Source organism: Rhodococcus sp. MEB041, from assembly GCF_030208955.1.
Classification (GTDB): Bacteria; Actinomycetota; Actinomycetes; order Mycobacteriales; family Mycobacteriaceae; genus Rhodococcoides.
Map to the genome: position 1 here is coordinate 261221 of NZ_JARVSZ010000001.1, position 16350 is coordinate 277570.

Genomic DNA, 16350 nt, shown 5'->3' on the forward strand with positions numbered 1-16350 from the left:
GGAGACTGAGCAGCATGCGCGCGTGGATCGTCTGGGGAACAGGTGTCCTCGCCTACATCGTCGGCGTCCTGCATCGCACGTCGTTCGGTGTGTCGGGGCTCGACGCGGCGGATCGGTACGCCGCGAGTCCGTCGGTGCTGTCGTCGTTCGTCGTCCTGCAGGTCGTCGTCTACGCGGCCATGCAGATCCCCGCGGGAGTGCTGCTCGACAGGGTGGGTCCGCGCGCGATGATCGTCACGGGAGCGCTGGTCATGGCGTCGGGGCAGATGATCCTGGCGTTCACCGACTCGCTGCCGGTGGCGGTGGCGGCCCGTGCCGTCGTGGGTGTCGGTGATGCGCTGACGTTCATCTCGGTGCTGCGGCTGGTGCCGAAGTGGTTCGCGCCCCGCCGGGTTCCGCTGGTCTCGCAGCTGACGGGCATCTTCGGGCAGGTCGGGCAGGTGCTGTCCGCGGTGCCGTTCCTGACGCTGCTGCACGGCGGGGGGTGGTCCGTCGCCTACGGCGCGGCCGCAGCCAGCGGGGTGGTGGTCGCGCTGGCGGCGTTCCTCGCCGTCTCGAACTCGCCCGATCCCGGACCCGGCAGCGCGCCGCGGGTGACGTTCCGCGAGACGGTGCGCAACATCTCCGTCGTCTGGTCACGGCCCGGTACCCGGCTCGGCTTCTTCTCCCACATGGGGACGCAGTTCTCCATCACCGTGTTCGCGCTGATGTGGGGAGTGCCCTACCTCAGTTCGGCGCAGGGCGTGTCGTCCGCAGTGGTGGGCGCGCTGCTCACCACGTCGGTGGTGTCGGCCATCGTGTCGGGCATCGTCGTCGGCATCCTGACGGGGCGTTATCCCATGCGTCGGTCGTGGATGGTGCTGGCGATCATGGCCGGCAACGCCCTCATGTGGGCGGTGGTGCTCGCTCTTCCGGGACCCGCGCCGACGTGGTTGCTGTTCGTCCTGGTGATCGTCATCTCGGTCGGTGGCCCGGGGTCGGCCATCGGCTTCGACTACGCGCGCACGTTCAACCCGTCGGTCGCGCTCGGCACCGCCCAGGGCATGGTGAACATCGGCGGATTCCTCGCGTCGCTGCTGGTGATGCAGGCCATGGGCGCCATTCTGAACGCGATGGGCGGCTACACCTTCGAGGCGTTCCGCGTCGCATGGCTCACGCAGTACGCGGTCTGGGCCGTGGCGGCGACGGGTGTGCTGGTGGCCCGCCGCAAGACCCGTCGCGACGCGGGGATCTCGCCCCGGACCTGGCGTGAGGTCAGGGAGCGGATGCGGTCGCAGCGACCGGCACGGGAGCCGTCGGAGCCGTGAAGGCCGACCGCCCGGCGAGGACCCCGAGCAGTGCCAGCAGCATGGTGACGGCCGCGAAGACCAGCACCGCCGTCACCGACAGGGTGTCGACGATGCCGCCGCCCACCAGGGCACCCGTCGCGATGGCCACCTGGAAGGTCACGACGTAGATCGCCGACGCGCGGTCCGCCGCGGCCCCGGCCGGTGCCGAGTGCAGGACGGCGGACTGGATGCACACCGGGATGGTGGTGAAGGCCATGCCCCACAGAGCGATGGCGACGATCGCCAGCACGCCGGATCCGGTGGACAGCGCCAGGACCAGCGCCGCGAGCGCCGTGGTGATGGCGGTGAGGACGACGATCGTCGAGCGCCACGGACCGCGGTCGTACGTGCGACCGATGAGCCAGATGCCGGCGACGCCGGCGAGTCCGTAGACGAACAGCATGGTCGAGAGCACGCTCCCCGATGTGCCGATGCCCTCGCCGACCACGAGCGCGAAGTACGTGTAGCCGGCGAAGTGGCCCAGCGCGGCGAGGAACGTGATGCCGCACAGCAGGACGAGCACCCGGCTGATGCCGGGGCGCGACGTGGCCGCGGTGGCCACCGGAGCCTCGACCGGGAGAGCGGGCAGCAACCGGGTCAGGGCGACGGTGATGGCCAGCGCGACGACGCCGAGCGTCGCGGCGGCGACGCGCCAGTGCGTCCACTGTCCGAGGGCGGCGGTCAGCGGATTGCCCGCGACGAGTGCCAACGACGTCCCGGCGTAGACGAGCGCTATCGCCTTCGCGCGCTTGCCCGGTGCGGCGAGTGACGCCGCGACCGGAGCCACCACGGCCCAGAACACACCGTGGGTGGCCGCGCAGATCAGTCGTGCTCCGACCAGCATCGGATAGCCGACGGACACCGCCGACACGAGTTGCGACACCGCGAGTGCGCCGGCGGTGATGACGACGACCTTGCGACGGTCCCACGACTTCACCGCTGCCATCAGCGGCAACGTGATCACGGCGACCGCGTACGCGTAGAAGGTCAGCAGCAGCCCGATGGCCGATTCGCCGACACCGAGGTCGGCGGACATCTCGGGGAGCAGTCCCACCGGCAGCGTCTCCGCCGTGACGTAGATGAACGCGGTCGCGCCGAGGACGAGCAGAGCGGGCGTGTTCGCGCGCGGAGGTGCCGTGGACATGCTGTGTAACGATACACACGGACGCGGGTGGGCGATAGAGTGGCGATCGATGACCTCGCACACACGCGTCACCATGGCCGACGTCGCGGCGGCGGCCGGCGTCTCGGTCATGAGCGTGTCCTACGCGTACGGGCGGCCGGAGCGGGTCTCGGACGAGACGCGGGCGAAGGTGTTCGACGCCGCCGAGCGACTCGGCTACACCGGCCCGCACCGGGGCGCGCAGTCGCTGCGCAGCGGCCGCAGCAACAACCTCGCCGTGCTTCTGACGGAGAAGCTGACGTACGCGTTCGACGACCCGCAGGCCCGCCGGTTTCTGTCAGGGGTGGCCGATGCGTGCCTCGACACCGACACGGGCCTGGTGATCCTGCCGAACACGCGCGTCGCCCGCGACGTCGACCGGGTGCGCGACGCCGCCGTGGACGGGTACGTCTTCTGGACCACGGTCACCGGGGACCCACTGCTCGATGCGGCCGTCGCCACTGGGCGACCCGTGTGCGTGCAGGGCGGTCCGGAGCACGACGGCACGACGTTGGTCAGCATCGACGACGCCGCCGCGGCCGAGGCGGTCGCCCTGATCGCCCTCGCGGGTGCCGCGCGACCGCTGGTGCTCGCTTTTCCTGCCGACGAGCATCGGGAGCGGCGCCTCGTGCACGGACCGGATCCGGAGACGATCGACTTCCCGGTGACGAGGAACCGTCTGCGGGGCTACCGCGCGGCTGCCGAGGCGCTGGGGCTCGACTGGTCCGCGGTGCCCGTCGCGTTCGGCACCGGCAGCTTCCGCTCGGAGGGGATGCGCGCGATGCAGGATCACCTGGACGCGCTGCCGGACACGGTGCTGGCGATGAGTGACGAGATGGCGCTCGGGGCATTGTCGGTGGTGCGGGACCGCGGCCTGCAGGTGCCGGGCGACCTGGCGATGGTCGGGTGGGACGACACCGAGGAAGCGGCGGGCGCAGGGCTGACGACGGTGGCCCAGTCGCTGTACGAGCAGGGGCGCAGCGCTGCGCGGGCCGTGCTCGCGGGTGAGCCCGTCGCGACACCGGAGTGGCACGTCGTGCGGCGGACCTCGACGAGGTGAGGCGAGCGAGGCTGCACACGAACCACCGCCCCGGGGGTGGATGTGCTGATTCGTCACGGCCTGTGTGCAACCGGGGTACGGCGCATCTGACCGTGCAGTAGGTTCGGCCTCATGAGTGGCGCCGATCACACAGACATTTCCCCTGCCGACCATCGCGATCCCGAGCTGCAGGACCAGGCCGAGCGGGTCGCCGCCGCTGCCCGGCTGAAGATGAAGGACAAGCGCGAGAACGCGTCCGGTGGACTCGGTGGCCTGGTCGCCTCGCGAGCCGGCGACTGGGACCTCACGGACCAGGACGTCGACAGCATGCGGCGCCAGGAGAAGTTCTGGAACCCGCTCGTCGACAAGTACTTCCGCATGGAGATCGACGGGTGGGAGACCATCCCGCCGCCACCGGTGCTGCTGGTCGGCGTGCATTCGGGTGCACCGTTCGTGTGGGACGCCTGGACGGTGGGGGCGCAGTGGTGGCGACGGTTCGGCCCGTCACGCACGTTGCACGGCACCGCACACGACGCGCTGATGGCCTTCCCCCTCATCGGCACGGTGTTCCGGTCGATGGGTGTCCTGCCCGCTGCTCCAGACTCGATGTCCACGGCACTGGCCGAGGGGCGCGACGTCATCGTGTGGCCCGGAGGTGAGGTCGACTCGCTGCGACCGTGGAGCGAACGTGACGTCGCCACCCTCGGCGGGCGCACCGGCTTCATCAAGCTCGCCATCCGCTGCGGGGTGCCGATCGTGCCGATCGCCACCGTCGGCGGTGCCGACGCCATGCCCGTGCTGGTCCGCGGTGACAAGCTCTCGAAGATGTTGGGGCTGGACAAGATCGCGCGACTCAAGGTGTTCCCCATCGCCGTGTCGCTGCCGTGGATCATCGCGCCGGCCGCACTTCCGCAGATCCCGCTGCCCGCCAAGATCCGGACCCGCTTCATGCCGCCCGTCGAGGTGGATCACGATCTCGCCCGCGTGGACGACGAGGAGTACGTGGAGGCCAAGTACGAGGAGGTGCGGCGCTCCATCCAGTCCGGCATGGACGCGCTCGCCACCAAGAGGAAGTTCCCGCTCTTCCGCTGATGCCTAAGCTGACGGGGTGAGTCACAGCATCGCGGAGGCGTCCGAGCAGACCGGGCTGACCATCGACACGCTGCGGTACTACGAGCGTGACGGGTTGCTCCTGCGCGCGGTGCCGCGGTCGTCCACCGGACAACGCCGCTACAGCGACGACGACATCACGTGGATCGTCCTCATCACCCGACTGCGCGCCACCGGGATGTCGATCGCGGAGGTGCGGCACTACGCCGACCTGGTGCGTCAGGGCGAGGGGACGGAGCAGCAGCGGCTCGACGCCCTCCGCGCACATCGGGAACGGGTGCTGGCGCAGCTCGCCGAGGTGACCGGCCATCTGCGCGCGATCGACCACAAGATCGAGCTCTACGTCGACAGGCTTGACCTGGAGCGCACTCCAGCACGTTGAGTGGGGGCATGACGCTCACCTCACGCACTCTCGGTACGCAGTCCCCTCTCACCGTCTCCGCCCTCGGCCTCGGCTGCATGGGTATGTCCGAGTTCTACGGCGACACCGACCGCGCCTCCGGCATCGCCACCATCCACCGCGCTCTCGAACTCGGTGTGACCTTCCTCGACACGGCCGACATGTACGGCCCGTTCGTCAACGAGGAGCTGGTCGGCGTGGCCATCGCCGGCCGTCGGGACCAGGTGGTGCTCGCCACCAAGTTCGGCAACGAGCGACTCGCCGACGGCACCCGTCTCGGCATCAACGGCACCCCCGAGTACGTTCGCGCGGCCTGCGACGCGTCGTTGTCGCGGCTCGGTGTCGACCACATCGACCTGTACTACCAGCACCGCGTCGACAAGTCGGTCCCCATCGAGGACACGGTCGGCGCGATGGCGGAGCTGGTGCAGGCGGGCAAGGTGCGCCATCTCGGGATGTCCGAGGCGTCGGCCGCGACCATCCGTCGGGCGCACGCGGTGCACCCGATCACGGCCGTGCAGACCGAGTACTCCCTGTTCACGAGGGATCTCGAGGAGGTCGTGCTCCCGACGCTCCGTGAGCTCGGCATCGGGTTGGTCCCGTATTCGCCGCTCGGTCGCGGGCTGTTGACCGGCGCCATCGCGCACGAGTCGGAGTTGGCGGAGAAGGACTCGCGCCGCACCGCGTACTTCCCGCGGTTCCAGGGCGAGGCGCTCGAGGCGAACCTGGCGCTCGTGGCGCGCATCCGTGAGATCGCGGACCGGCTGGGATGCACGCCCGGTCAGCTGGCTCTGGCGTGGGTGCTGGCGCAGGGCGAGGACGTCGCGCCGATCCCCGGAACCAAGCGCGTGCGCTACCTCGAGGAGAACGTGGCAGCGGCGGACGTCGCGGTGACGCAGGAGGTCCTCGACGAACTCGAGGCAGCGGTGCCCGCGTCGGCCGTGGCCGGAGCACGCTACGGAGACATGTCCAGCATCGACGAGTGAGCCCCGAGGCCACCCCCCCACCGCGAGTACGTCGACAGTGTCGTGATTTCACTCGCGATCACGACAGCACGGACGTACTCGCGGAGAGTGGCTCAGGACTGGTCGAGCCGCACCGCTCGCACGAACGTGTAGAGCAGTGCGGGAACGGCGATGACCAGTGACATGACCGGTGCCCACACGACCAGCGCGCCCAGCGGGGGAACGTCCTCGAACAGCATGTTGTAGCCGATGATGGACGTGACGGCGACACCGGCGATCGCGATGTGAGTGGCCAGCATCCAGCGATCGAGGAAGACACCGGCGAACAGGCCGAGCACCACGAAGAAGGTGGTCTTCCCGACGGCGTAGGCGGGCGGCATGTCGGCGCTGAGGTTCGCGGCGAGGATGCCCAGGTTGGACAGAACGACGAAGGCGAAGGCGGTGTGCAGCCGCGGCCACGAGGTCACCGTCCACCAGAGAGCGGCGGCGAACGCGAAGGCCGCGCAGCCGATCTGCACGCCCACCGTGAACGTGGTGGTGCCGCCGAAGCCGTACAGGATCTCGAGGGTGGCGCACACGCCCATCGACGCGGTGAAGAAGGCGATGATCCACCGCACGACGCGCTGATCGGTGAACGACGACATGAGGCCGACGATCCACTCGTAGCGAGCCTCGAGTTCGCCGATCGGCTCGTCGTCGTCGTCGTACCGGGGTTCGTCGTACCCGGTCTCGTCGTGCCGCACCGGTTCCGGCACCGGGTACTCGGCTCGGGGTCCGACGCCCGGACTGAAGGCCGTGGTGAAGGCGCCCGGCGCGCTGTAGGCCTGCCCCGGTCGTCCGTCTCGTGCACTGACCATGTCGGGTCCCGTTCCCTTCGGTGCCCGCATTCGCGGGCGGCCTCGTCCCGCCCGGCGTGTCGCGAGCGTCGTGATGGGTGTCGTGCGGTAAAGCGTCCAACCGCCTGTGGGATTCACCGTAAACCAGGCTTTCGGACCTGCGCTGCGGATGGATGGTGCCACGGATTGTTTTGGAGTTCGTCACAACGTCCAAGAACAAGCAAGCATGCTTGCTTTTTTGGCCCGTGGGTGCGACCGTTCCAGGCATGGCTGCTCTCGAGGTGATGCTGCAGGACCTGCGTGCGGAGGGCGACGCGCTGGACGCGCTGGTCGCCGATGCCGACGACGCCGCGTGGCGCACGGACACCCCGGCGGCCGGTTGGACGGTGGCGCATCAGATCGCTCACCTGCACTGGACCGACCACGTCGCCGCGCTGACGACGGCCGGCGCCTCCGGTGACGAGGACGCCGAAGCGGCATTCGACGCGGTGATCGCCGACGCGATGGGCAGTCCGGACTCGTTCGTGGACTCTGCTGCCGACGCACTCGCCGGAGAGCAGGTCAGCACCCTGTTGTCGCGATGGCGGCTCGGCCGAGTTCAACTGCTCGACGTCCTGACACACGTGCCCGACGGCGTGAAGATCCGCTGGTTCGGCCCGCCGATGAGCGCGATGTCGATGGCCACCGCGCGCATCATGGAGACCTGGGCACACGGTCAGGACGTCGCGGACGCCCTCGGCGTGGTCCGGGAACCCACCGCGCGGCTGCGTCACGTCGCGCACATCGGCGTACGCACCCGCGACTTCGCCTACGCGATCCGCGGCCTGACGCCGCCGTCGGCACCGTTCCGCGTCGTGCTCACCGCTCCCGACGGGAGTGAGTGGTCGTGGGGGCCGGAGGACGCGGAGCAGAGTGTCACGGGTTCCGCTCCGGACTTCTGCCTGCTCGTCACGCAGCGCGTGCACCGTGACGACACCGACCTCGTGGCCGTCGGCGACGACGCGGCGATGTGGCTGGGTCTCGCGCAGGCGTTCGCGGGGTCCCCCGGTGGTGGCCGGGACGTGCGGGTGGCGCCGTGACGGAGATGATCAGGGTCGGGAACTGCTCCGGCTTCTACGGTGACCGCGCGTCGGCCATGCGCGAGATGCTCGACGGCGGTGATCTCGACGTCCTCACGGGCGACTACCTGGCCGAGCTGACGATGCTCATTCTCGGACGCGACCGGATGAAGGATCCGACGCGCGGCTACGCCAAGACGTATCTGCGGCAGCTCGAGGAGTGCCTGGGCACTGCGCTCGACAAGGGCGTCACCCTGGTCAGCAATGCCGGTGGGTTGGCGCCCGCACGACTGGCGCACGAGATCCGTTCCCTCGCCGACCGTCTCGGTCTGACCGTCTCGGTCGCCCACGTGGAGGGAGACGATCTGCACGACCGCGCCGAGGAACTGGGCCTCGGCTCCCCGCTGACCGCCAATGCCTATCTCGGCGCCTTCGGTGTCGCGGCGTGCCTGGACGCCGGTGCGCAGGTCGTGGTCACCGGACGCGTCACGGATGCGTCGGTGGTGGTGGCCCCGGCGATCTCCCGGTTCGGGTGGACCCACGATCACCTCGACGAACTCGCGGGCGCCGTCGTCGCCGGCCACATCATCGAATGCGGAACCCAGGCGACCGGCGGGAACTACTCCTTCTTCGGTGAGATCGAGGATCTGCGTCGACCAGGGTTCCCCATCGCGGAGATCCGGTCGGACGGGTCGTCGGTGATCACCAAGCACGAGAACACCGGCGGCGCCGTGACGGTCGGAACGGTGACGGCGCAGTTGATGTACGAGATCACCGGCCCGCGCTACCTCGGCCCGGACGTCACCGCGCGGCTCGACACGGTGCGGGTCTCGCAGGTCGGACGCGACCGCGTGCTGGCCACGGGGACTCGCGGCGAGGCGCCGCCGCCCACCCTCAAGGTCTCCCGGAACACGCTCGGCGGGTTCCGCAACGAGATGACCTTCGTGCTCACCGGGCTCGACATCGAGGCCAAGGCCGACCTGGTGCGCACCCAGATGACCGAGGCGCTGACGCCGCCGCCGCGCGACGTCGACTGGACGCTGGCGCGCACCGACCACCCTGACGCCGACACCGAGGAGGCCGCGAGTGCGGTGCTCCGTGTCGTCGTCCGCGACGCTGATCCGCAGCGTGTGGGTCGCGTGTTCAGCGCTGCCGCAGTGGAACTCGCGCTGGCGAGCTACCCCGGTTTCTGTGTGACGACGCCTCCGGGTCAGGGGTCGCCGTACGGCGTCTTCGAGGCCGGGTTCGTCGATCAGGCGGTGCCGCGGCACGTGGCGGTTCTCGCGGACGGCACGCGCGTCGACATCGCACCGCCCACCGTCACCAGGGCTGTCGAGGCGGACCCGTCCGACGCGCCCGCAGGCCGCCCGCCGGCCGAACCCACACGCACGCTGCCGCTCGGCACGGTGGCGGCGGCGCGCAGCGGTGACAAGGGCGGCAGCGCCAACGTCGGGGTCTGGGTGCGCGGCGACGCCGCGTGGGCCTGGCTCCGGTCGACTCTCACCACCGAGATGGTGACGACGCTGCTCCCGGAGACGGCGGGCCTGCGCGTGCACCGGTACGAGTTCCCGCACCTGCGGGCCGTGAACATCGTCGTCGACGGGATTCTCGGAGAGGGCGTCGCATCCGGCGCTCGCTTCGATCCCCAGGCCAAGGGCCTGGGGGAGTGGCTGCGATCGCGGCACGTCCCGATACCCGAATCAGTACTCGCAGAAAGTGGACTCGCATGAGCACCTGGGGTGGCCCCGACCGAGCGCAACTCCGTAAGACGGTCCGGGGGTTCGTGGACCGGGAGGTGCTGCCGCACCTCACCGAGTGGGAGCGTGACGGCGAGATTCCCCGCAGCCTGCACCGCGCGGCAGCCGAGATCGGTCTGCTCGGGGCGCCGTTCCCCGAGGCGGTCGGCGGTGGCGGCGGCTCGCTGGTCGACGCCACGGTCATCTGCGAGGAGATGCACGAGGCGGGTGCGTCCGGCGGCCTGTTCGCGTCCTTGTTCACCTGTGGGATCGCGTTGCCGCACATGGTCGCTGCGGGCAACCCCGACCACCTCGAGAAGTGGGTCCGGCCCACGCTCGACGGCGAGCTGATCGGGTCGCTGGCCATCACCGAGCCCGGCGGCGGATCCGACGTGGGACACCTGCGCACCCGAGCGGTGCGCGACGGGGACCACTTCGTCGTCAACGGCGCGAAGACCTACATCACCTCGGGGTGCCGGGCCGACTTCGTGGTCACCGCCGTCCGCACCGGGGGAGACGGCGCGGCCGGCGTCTCGCTGCTCGTCGTCGAGCGCGGCACACCGGGATTCGAGGTGTCCCGCAAGCTCGACAAGATGGGATGGCGGGCCTCCGACACCGCCGAACTGTCGTACACCGACGTGCGCGTGCCCGTGGAGAACCTGGTGGGCCCGGAGAACTCCGGGTTCGCCCAGATCGCGCAGGCCTTCGTCTCCGAACGCGCTGCGCTGGCCGCGCAGGCCTACTCCTCGGCGCAGCGGTGCCTCGATCTGACGGTGGCGTGGACGCGGGACCGCTCGACGTTCGGCAAGCCGCTCATCGCCCGTCAGGCGGTGCAGAACACGCTCAGCGAGATGCACCGCAAGATCGACGTGGCGCGCACGTACACGCACGCACTGATCGATCGCCACGTCGAGGACGGCGACGACTGCATCGCCGAGGTGTGCTTCGCGAAGAACACCGCGGTCGAGGCCGGCGAATGGGTCGCCTCGCAGGCGGTACAGCTGTTCGGTGGACTCGGCTACATGGCCGAGAGCGAGGTCGAGCGTCAGTACCGCGACATGCGCATCATCGGCATCGGCGGCGGCACCACCGAGATCCTCACCTCGCTGGCCGCGAAGCGACTGGGGTACACCGCATGACGACTCTGACCTCCCGACTCGACAGCTCCGGTGACGCGTACGTCTCGGCCGCCGACACCATGATCGCGAAGCTCGCCGAGGTGGAGACCGAACACGCCAAGGCACTGGGCGGCGGGGGCGAGAAGTACGTCGCACGGCACCGCGGCCGCGGCAAGATGACCCCGCGCGAGCGCATCGAGATGCTCGTCGACCCGGACTCGCCGTTCCTCGAGCTGTGCCCGCTCGCGGCCTGGGGCACGGACTTCCCGGTCGGCGCCAGCGTGGTCGTCGGCATCGGTGTCGTCAGCGGCGTCGAGTGCCTGATCGTCGCCAACGACCCCACCGTGCGGGGCGGCACGAGCAATCCGTGGACCCTGCGGAAGACGCTGCGAGCGAACGACATCGCGATGCAGAACCGGCTGCCGGTCATCTCACTGGTCGAGTCCGGCGGTGCCGACCTCCCCACGCAGAAGGAGGTGTTCATCCCGGGTGGCCGCATCTTCCGTGATCTGACGCGCCTCTCCGCGGCCGGCATCCCCACCATCGCCCTCGTGTTCGGCAACTCCACCGCCGGCGGCGCCTACATTCCCGGCATGTCCGATCACGTCGTCATGATCGAGGAACGCTCGAAGGTGTTCCTGGCCGGTCCGCCGCTGGTCAAGATGGCCACCGGCGAGGAGACCGACGACGAATCGCTCGGCGGCGCCCGCATGCACGCCCGGACCTCCGGTCTCGCAGACCATCTCGCCGCGGACGAGAAGGACGCCATCCGCATCGGCCGCGGCATCGTGAAGCGGCTCAACTGGCACAAGACGGGTCCTGCGCCGCGCACCGAGGTGCTCCCGCCCCGGTACGACGCGGAGGAACTGCTCGGTATCGTGCCGGCCGACCTCAAGATCCCGTTCGACCCCCGCGACGTCATCGCGCGCATCGTCGACGACAGCGACTTCGACGAGTTCAAGCCGCTCTACGGCTCGTCTCTGGTCACCGGATGGGCGGAACTGCACGGGTATCCGGTCGGCATCCTCGCCAACGCCCGCGGCGTCCTCTTCAGTGAGGAGTCGCAGAAGGCGACGCAGTTCATCCAACTGGCGAACCGTTCGAACACGCCACTGCTGTTCCTGCACAACACCACCGGCTACATGGTGGGCAAGGAGTACGAGGAGGGCGGGATGATCAAGCACGGGTCGATGATGATCAACGCCGTCTCGAACTCCACCGTCCCGCACATCTCGGTGCTGCTCGGTGCGTCGTACGGCGCCGGGCACTACGGCATGTGCGGTCGCGCCTTCGACCCGCGCTTCCTCTTCGCCTGGCCCAGCGCCAAGTCCGCGGTCATGGGCGGTGCCCAACTCGCAGGTGTCATCTCGATCGTCTCCCGCGCCTCCGCCGAGGCCCGCGGACAGGCGTTCGACGAGGAGGCCGACGCGGGTCTGCGCGCGATGATCGAGCAGCAGATCGAGGCCGAGTCGGTTCCCATGTTCCTGTCCGGACGCCTGTACGACGACGGCGTGATCGACCCCCGAGACACCCGCACGGTGGTGGGGATGTGCCTGTCGGCCATCGCCTCCGCCCCGATCGAGGGCACCGCCAACTTCGGTGTCTTCCGGATGTGACCGTCATGACCATTTCGTCAGTACTCGTTGCCAACCGCGGCGAGATCGCCCGCCGCGTGTTCACGACCTGCCGCGCCGAGGGCATCGACACGGTCGCCGTGTTCTCCGATCCGGACTCCGCGTCACCGCACGTCGCCGACGCCGACGTCGCCGTCCGGTTGCCCGGTTCCGCGTCGTCGGAGACGTACCTCCGCGGAGACCTGATCATCGAGGCGGCGCAGCGCGCCGGCGCCGACGCGATCCACCCCGGTTACGGGTTCCTGTCCGAGAACGCGGAGTTCGCGCGCGCCGTGCAGGATGCGGGCCTCACCTGGATCGGTCCGCCGGTGAAGGCGATCGAGTCGATGGGGTCGAAGGTCGAGTCCAAGGCCATGATGCAGAGCGCCGGTGTGCCGGTGCTCGATCGGCTCGACCCCGCGTCCGTCACGCAGGACGATCTGCCGGTGCTCGTGAAGGCGTCCGCCGGTGGTGGTGGTCGCGGTATGCGCGTGGTGCGTGAACTCGACGCACTGCAGGACGAGATCGACGCGGCGTCGCGGGAGGCGCTGTCCGCCTTCGGTGACGCGACGGTCTTCTGCGAGCGCTATCTCGAGACGGGCCGCCACATCGAGGTCCAGGTCATGGCGGACCGCCACGGCACGGTGTGGGCGGTGGGCGAGCGGGAGTGCTCCATCCAACGACGCCACCAGAAGGTGGTCGAGGAGGCGCCGTCTCCGCTCGTCGAGCGCGTTCCGGGTATGCGGGAGAAGCTCTTCGAGGCGGCACGCATCGCCACCGAGGCGCTCGACTACGAGGGGGCCGGCACCGTCGAATTCCTCAGCGACGAGCGCGGCAACTTCTACTTCCTCGAGATGAACACGCGCCTGCAGGTCGAGCACCCGGTGACCGAGTGCACCACCGGTCTCGATCTGGTGGCACTGCAGATCCACGTCGCCGTGGGCGGCGCGCTCCCGGCCGAGCAGCCCACCACGCGCGGACACTCGATCGAAGTGCGTCTGTACGCGGAGGATCCGGCGCGCGACTGGCAGCCGCAGAGCGGCGTCGTGCACCACGTCGAGTTCGACGGAGCGCGAGAGTTCGAGGTGCTCACGCGGACAGGCCTGCGAGTCGACTCGGGCATCGTCGACGGCAGCGTGGTGGGGACCCACTACGACCCGATGCTCGCCAAGGTGATCTCGTACGCGCCCACCCGGGAGCAGGCGGCCGGAATCCTGGCGAAAGCGCTGCTGCGCTCGCGCATTCACGGGGTGCGCACCAACCGCGACCTGCTCGTCACGGTGCTGAGACACCCCGCGTTCCTCGCGGGCGACACCGACACCGCGTTCTTCGCGACGCACGATCTGGCGGTCCTCGCTCGGCCGCTCGTCGACGACCGGGGTGTGCGGCTGTCCGCACTCGCCGCAGCGCTCGTGGACGCCACCCGATCGAGAGAATCGGCGACGGTGGGCCGATCCCTCCCCAGCGGCTGGCGCAACCTCGCCTCCGTGCCGCAACGCAAGACGTACGCGGTGAACGGCACCGAGATCGTCGCCGAGTACCGGCTGTCGCGCGGAACGCTCGTCACCGACGTCGACGACTGCGCGCTGGTCCGGGCCGAGTCCGACCGGGTGGTGCTGCTGGCCGACGGTGTGCGACGCGAGTTCCACGTCGCGGTCCACGGCGACGCCGTGTTCGTCGACTCGTCGCTCGGACCGGTACGGCTCGAACGGGTTCCGGTGTTCGTCGATCCGAGCGAGATCGTCGCCGCCGGATCGCTGCTGGCACCGATGCCCGGCAGCGTCGTGCGGATCGGTGCTGCCGTCGGCGACACCGTCACCGCCGGCCAACCGATCCTGTGGCTCGAGGCCATGAAGATGGAACACACGATCACCGCACCCGCGGCGGGCGTGCTGACCGAGCTCACGGTCACCGTGGGACACCAGGTGGACGTCGACGCCGTACTGGCGGTCGTCGCAGCAGAAGGAGATCAGGCATGAGCTTCATCGAGACGGACGAGCAGAAGAGCCTCCGCGCCGCGGTGGCCGGACTGGGCAAGCGCCACAACTACATCGACTACGTGCTGCCCAAGGCACGCAAGGGTGAGGCACTCACCGAACTGTGGCACGAGGCCGGGCAATTGGGCTTCCTCGGGGTGAACCTCCCCGAGGAGTACGGCGGCGGCGGTGCCGGCATCTACGAGCTCGCACTGGTCCAGGAGGAGATGTCCTCGTTCGGTGCGGGCCTGCTGCTCGTGGTCGTCAGCCCGGCGATCTGCGGCACCATCATCGCGAAGTACGGCACCCCCGAGCAGAAGCAGTCCTGGCTGCCCCGCCTCTCGGACGGCTCCGCGATCATGGCGTTCGGCATCACCGAGCCCGACGCCGGCTCCAACTCCCACCAGATCACCACCACCGCGCGACGCGACGGTGACGAGTGGGTGCTGCGCGGCAGCAAGATCTACATCTCCGGCGTCGACCAGGCCGACGCGGTGCTCATCGTCTCCCGTACGGAGGACGCGAAGACCGGGAAGCTGAAGCCGGCGCTGTTCATCGTGCCGACCGATGCACCGGGCCTGAACAAGACGCAGATGCGCATGGACATCATCGAGCCCGATCATCAGTTCACGCTGTTCCTCGACGACGTCCGGCTGCCGGCCGAGGCGCTGGTCGGTGAGCCCGACGCGGCGCTGATGCAGTTGTTCGCGGGTCTCAACCCCGAGCGCATCCTCGGTGCGGCGATGGCCGTCGGCATGGGCCGCTACGCCCTCGACGCCGCGGTGAAGTACGCGAACGAGCGCACCGTGTGGAAGAGCCCCATCGGGGCGCACCAGGGAATCGCGCATCCGTTGGCGCAGTGCAAGATCGAGCTCGAACTGGCGAAGCTGATGATGCAGAAGGCCGCGGTGCTCTACGACAGCGGTGACGATTTCGGTGCGGCGGAAGCGGCCAACATGGCGAAGTACGCGGCCGCCGAGGCCAGCATCAAGGCCATCGACCAGGCCATCCAGACGCACGGCGGCGCAGGCCTGACCGAGGAGTACGGCCTCGCGTCCATGCTCGGTGCGGCGCGCATCGCCCGCGTGGCTCCCGTCAGTCGGGAGATGATCCTGAACTTCGTGTCCCAGCACTCGCTGGGCCTGCCGAAGAGCTACTGATGGCGGGCAGGCCGGAGGCCGGTCGGGGCCAGGGCAGGCCGGAGGCCGGTCGGGGCGACGGACCACCTGTGCGGGTCGATCGGTCGGAGGGCGTGGTGACTCTGACACTCGACACCCCGCACAATCGCAACGCCCTCTCCACCGCCCTGGTCGACGACCTGACGGCGGGGCTCCGCGACGCGGGCGCGGATCGGGACGTCCGCGCCGTGGTCCTCACCCACACCGGCGGAACATTTTGTGCAGGTGCCGATCTCACGGAGGCGGGCAGTTCGGTCTCCTCGCGCACCGAGCAGATGCTGACGCTGCTGCGGGCGATCCTCGAGACGCCGAAGCCGGTGATCGGCAGGATCGACGGGCATGTGCGTGCCGGCGGTATGGGCCTCGTGGGCGCGTGCGATCTGGTGGTGGCCGGGCCGAAGAGTTCGTTCGCGCTGACGGAGGCGCGGCTGGGGTTGGCCGCGTCCATCGTCTCCTTGACGGTGGTGCCGAGGATGACCTCGCGTGCGGCGAGCCGGTACTTCCTGACGACGGAGACGTTCGGCGCGCACGAGGCGGAGGCCATCGGGCTCGTCACCGAGGCTGCGGCCGACACCGGGGCCACGGTGGCCGAACTCGTCGCGGCGATCCGTCCATCGTCACCGCAGGGTCTCGCGGCGTCGAAACGCCTCACCACCGCCGCGATGCTCGAGGAGTTCGACCGCCGGGGCGCGGACCTGGCGGAGGAGTCCGCGAGGCTGTTCGCATCGGACGAGGCGCGGGAGGGGATGATGGCCTTTCTGCAGAAGCGCAGCCCGTCGTGGGCCGCACCGGCGGAGTCGTCCGGCGCCGCTGTGGGGAAGGAGACGTGAC

14 protein-coding genes are annotated in these 16350 nt (G+C 69.7%); 12 read left to right on the top strand and 2 right to left on the bottom strand.

The features are described from left to right. The first annotated feature begins 14 nt into the window (after positions 1–14). On the top strand, positions 15–1307 hold the full coding sequence (locus tag QRN16_RS01410; protein WP_285184372.1) for an MFS transporter: 1293 nt from the start codon (positions 15–17) through the stop codon (positions 1305–1307). Here QRN16_RS01410 and QRN16_RS01415 read toward each other — a convergent pair. Further along, entirely contained in the window at positions 1255–2472 is a 1218-nt protein-coding gene (locus QRN16_RS01415) for an MFS transporter (protein ID WP_285184373.1), read from the bottom strand. The genes QRN16_RS01410 and QRN16_RS01415 overlap by 53 nt on opposite strands. Positions 2473–2521: 49 nt before the next feature. Here QRN16_RS01415 and QRN16_RS01420 point away from each other — a divergent pair, with 49 nt between their 5' ends. From QRN16_RS01420 to QRN16_RS01435, 4 genes are all read left to right on the top strand, one after another. Then, entirely contained in the window at positions 2522–3550 is a 1029-nt protein-coding gene (locus tag QRN16_RS01420; RefSeq protein ID WP_285184374.1) for a LacI family DNA-binding transcriptional regulator, read from the top strand. Positions 3551–3661: 111 nt separating this feature from the next. After that, positions 3662–4621 (top strand): lysophospholipid acyltransferase family protein, encoded by a 960-nt coding sequence (locus tag QRN16_RS01425; protein ID WP_285184375.1) that lies wholly within the window; start codon positions 3662–3664, stop codon positions 4619–4621. A gap of 16 nt (positions 4622–4637) precedes the next feature. Continuing rightward, positions 4638–5021 carry a MerR family transcriptional regulator gene (locus QRN16_RS01430; RefSeq protein WP_037184717.1) on the top strand — a complete coding sequence of 128 codons (384 nt, stop codon included), beginning with the start codon at positions 4638–4640 and terminating at the stop codon, positions 5019–5021. A gap of 8 nt (positions 5022–5029) precedes the next feature. Next, positions 5030–6025, top strand: coding sequence for an aldo/keto reductase (locus QRN16_RS01435; RefSeq protein ID WP_285184376.1), 996 nt, complete (start codon positions 5030–5032; stop codon positions 6023–6025). 92 nt (positions 6026–6117) lie between these two features. Here the strand turns inward: QRN16_RS01435 and QRN16_RS01440 are convergent, their stop codons facing one another. Beyond that, positions 6118–6861, bottom strand: coding sequence for a giguanylate cyclase (locus QRN16_RS01440; protein ID WP_222645500.1), 744 nt, complete (start codon positions 6859–6861; stop codon positions 6118–6120). Positions 6862–7106: 245 nt separating this feature from the next. Between QRN16_RS01440 and QRN16_RS01445 the strand changes: the two genes are divergently transcribed. The 7 genes from QRN16_RS01445 to QRN16_RS01475 are packed head-to-tail and all read left to right on the top strand — an operon-like array spanning position 7107 to position 16349. Then, positions 7107–7919 carry a TIGR03084 family metal-binding protein gene (locus QRN16_RS01445; RefSeq protein WP_285184377.1) on the top strand — a complete coding sequence of 271 codons (813 nt, stop codon included), beginning with the start codon at positions 7107–7109 and terminating at the stop codon, positions 7917–7919. A gap of 5 nt (positions 7920–7924) precedes the next feature. Then, entirely contained in the window at positions 7925–9628 is a 1704-nt protein-coding gene (locus tag QRN16_RS01450) for an acyclic terpene utilization AtuA family protein (protein WP_285184678.1), read from the top strand. Beyond that, entirely contained in the window at positions 9625–10773 is a 1149-nt protein-coding gene (locus tag QRN16_RS01455; RefSeq protein WP_027504606.1) for an acyl-CoA dehydrogenase family protein, read from the top strand. The genes QRN16_RS01450 and QRN16_RS01455 overlap by 4 nt, the downstream gene beginning before the upstream one ends. Then, positions 10770–12368: an acyl-CoA carboxylase subunit beta gene (locus QRN16_RS01460; protein ID WP_285184378.1), complete on the top strand. Its 1599-nt coding sequence runs from the start codon at positions 10770–10772 to the stop codon at positions 12366–12368. The genes QRN16_RS01455 and QRN16_RS01460 overlap by 4 nt, the downstream gene beginning before the upstream one ends. Before the next feature lie 5 nt (positions 12369–12373). Then, a complete protein-coding gene (locus QRN16_RS01465; RefSeq protein WP_285184379.1) occupies positions 12374–14344 on the top strand; it encodes an acetyl/propionyl/methylcrotonyl-CoA carboxylase subunit alpha in 1971 nt (656 codons plus the stop codon). Then, positions 14341–15501, top strand: coding sequence for an acyl-CoA dehydrogenase family protein (locus tag QRN16_RS01470; RefSeq protein WP_027504609.1), 1161 nt, complete (start codon positions 14341–14343; stop codon positions 15499–15501). The genes QRN16_RS01465 and QRN16_RS01470 overlap by 4 nt, the downstream gene beginning before the upstream one ends. Continuing rightward, positions 15501–16349: an enoyl-CoA hydratase family protein gene (locus tag QRN16_RS01475; RefSeq protein ID WP_285184380.1), complete on the top strand. Its 849-nt coding sequence runs from the start codon at positions 15501–15503 to the stop codon at positions 16347–16349. The genes QRN16_RS01470 and QRN16_RS01475 overlap by 1 nt, the downstream gene beginning before the upstream one ends. Position 16350 lies beyond the last annotated feature (1 nt).

Coding starts and splice junctions, on each gene's coding strand:
- QRN16_RS01455 (WP_027504606.1), top strand. CDS start 9,625: ATGAGCACCTGGGGTGGCCCCGACCGAGCGCAACTCCGTAAGACGGTC.
- QRN16_RS01470 (WP_027504609.1), top strand. CDS start 14,341: ATGAGCTTCATCGAGACGGACGAGCAGAAGAGCCTCCGCGCCGCGGTG.
- QRN16_RS01440 (WP_222645500.1), bottom strand. CDS start 6,861: ATGGTCAGTGCACGAGACGGACGACCGGGGCAGGCCTACAGCGCGCCG.
- QRN16_RS01415 (WP_285184373.1), bottom strand. CDS start 2,472: ATGTCCACGGCACCTCCGCGCGCGAACACGCCCGCTCTGCTCGTCCTC.
- QRN16_RS01445 (WP_285184377.1), top strand. CDS start 7,107: ATGGCTGCTCTCGAGGTGATGCTGCAGGACCTGCGTGCGGAGGGCGAC.
- QRN16_RS01420 (WP_285184374.1), top strand. CDS start 2,522: ATGACCTCGCACACACGCGTCACCATGGCCGACGTCGCGGCGGCGGCC.
- QRN16_RS01450 (WP_285184678.1), top strand. CDS start 7,925: ATGATCAGGGTCGGGAACTGCTCCGGCTTCTACGGTGACCGCGCGTCG.
- QRN16_RS01435 (WP_285184376.1), top strand. CDS start 5,030: ATGACGCTCACCTCACGCACTCTCGGTACGCAGTCCCCTCTCACCGTC.
- QRN16_RS01465 (WP_285184379.1), top strand. CDS start 12,374: ATGACCATTTCGTCAGTACTCGTTGCCAACCGCGGCGAGATCGCCCGC.
- QRN16_RS01460 (WP_285184378.1), top strand. CDS start 10,770: ATGACGACTCTGACCTCCCGACTCGACAGCTCCGGTGACGCGTACGTC.
- QRN16_RS01410 (WP_285184372.1), top strand. CDS start 15: ATGCGCGCGTGGATCGTCTGGGGAACAGGTGTCCTCGCCTACATCGTC.
- QRN16_RS01475 (WP_285184380.1), top strand. CDS start 15,501: ATGGCGGGCAGGCCGGAGGCCGGTCGGGGCCAGGGCAGGCCGGAGGCC.
- QRN16_RS01425 (WP_285184375.1), top strand. CDS start 3,662: ATGAGTGGCGCCGATCACACAGACATTTCCCCTGCCGACCATCGCGAT.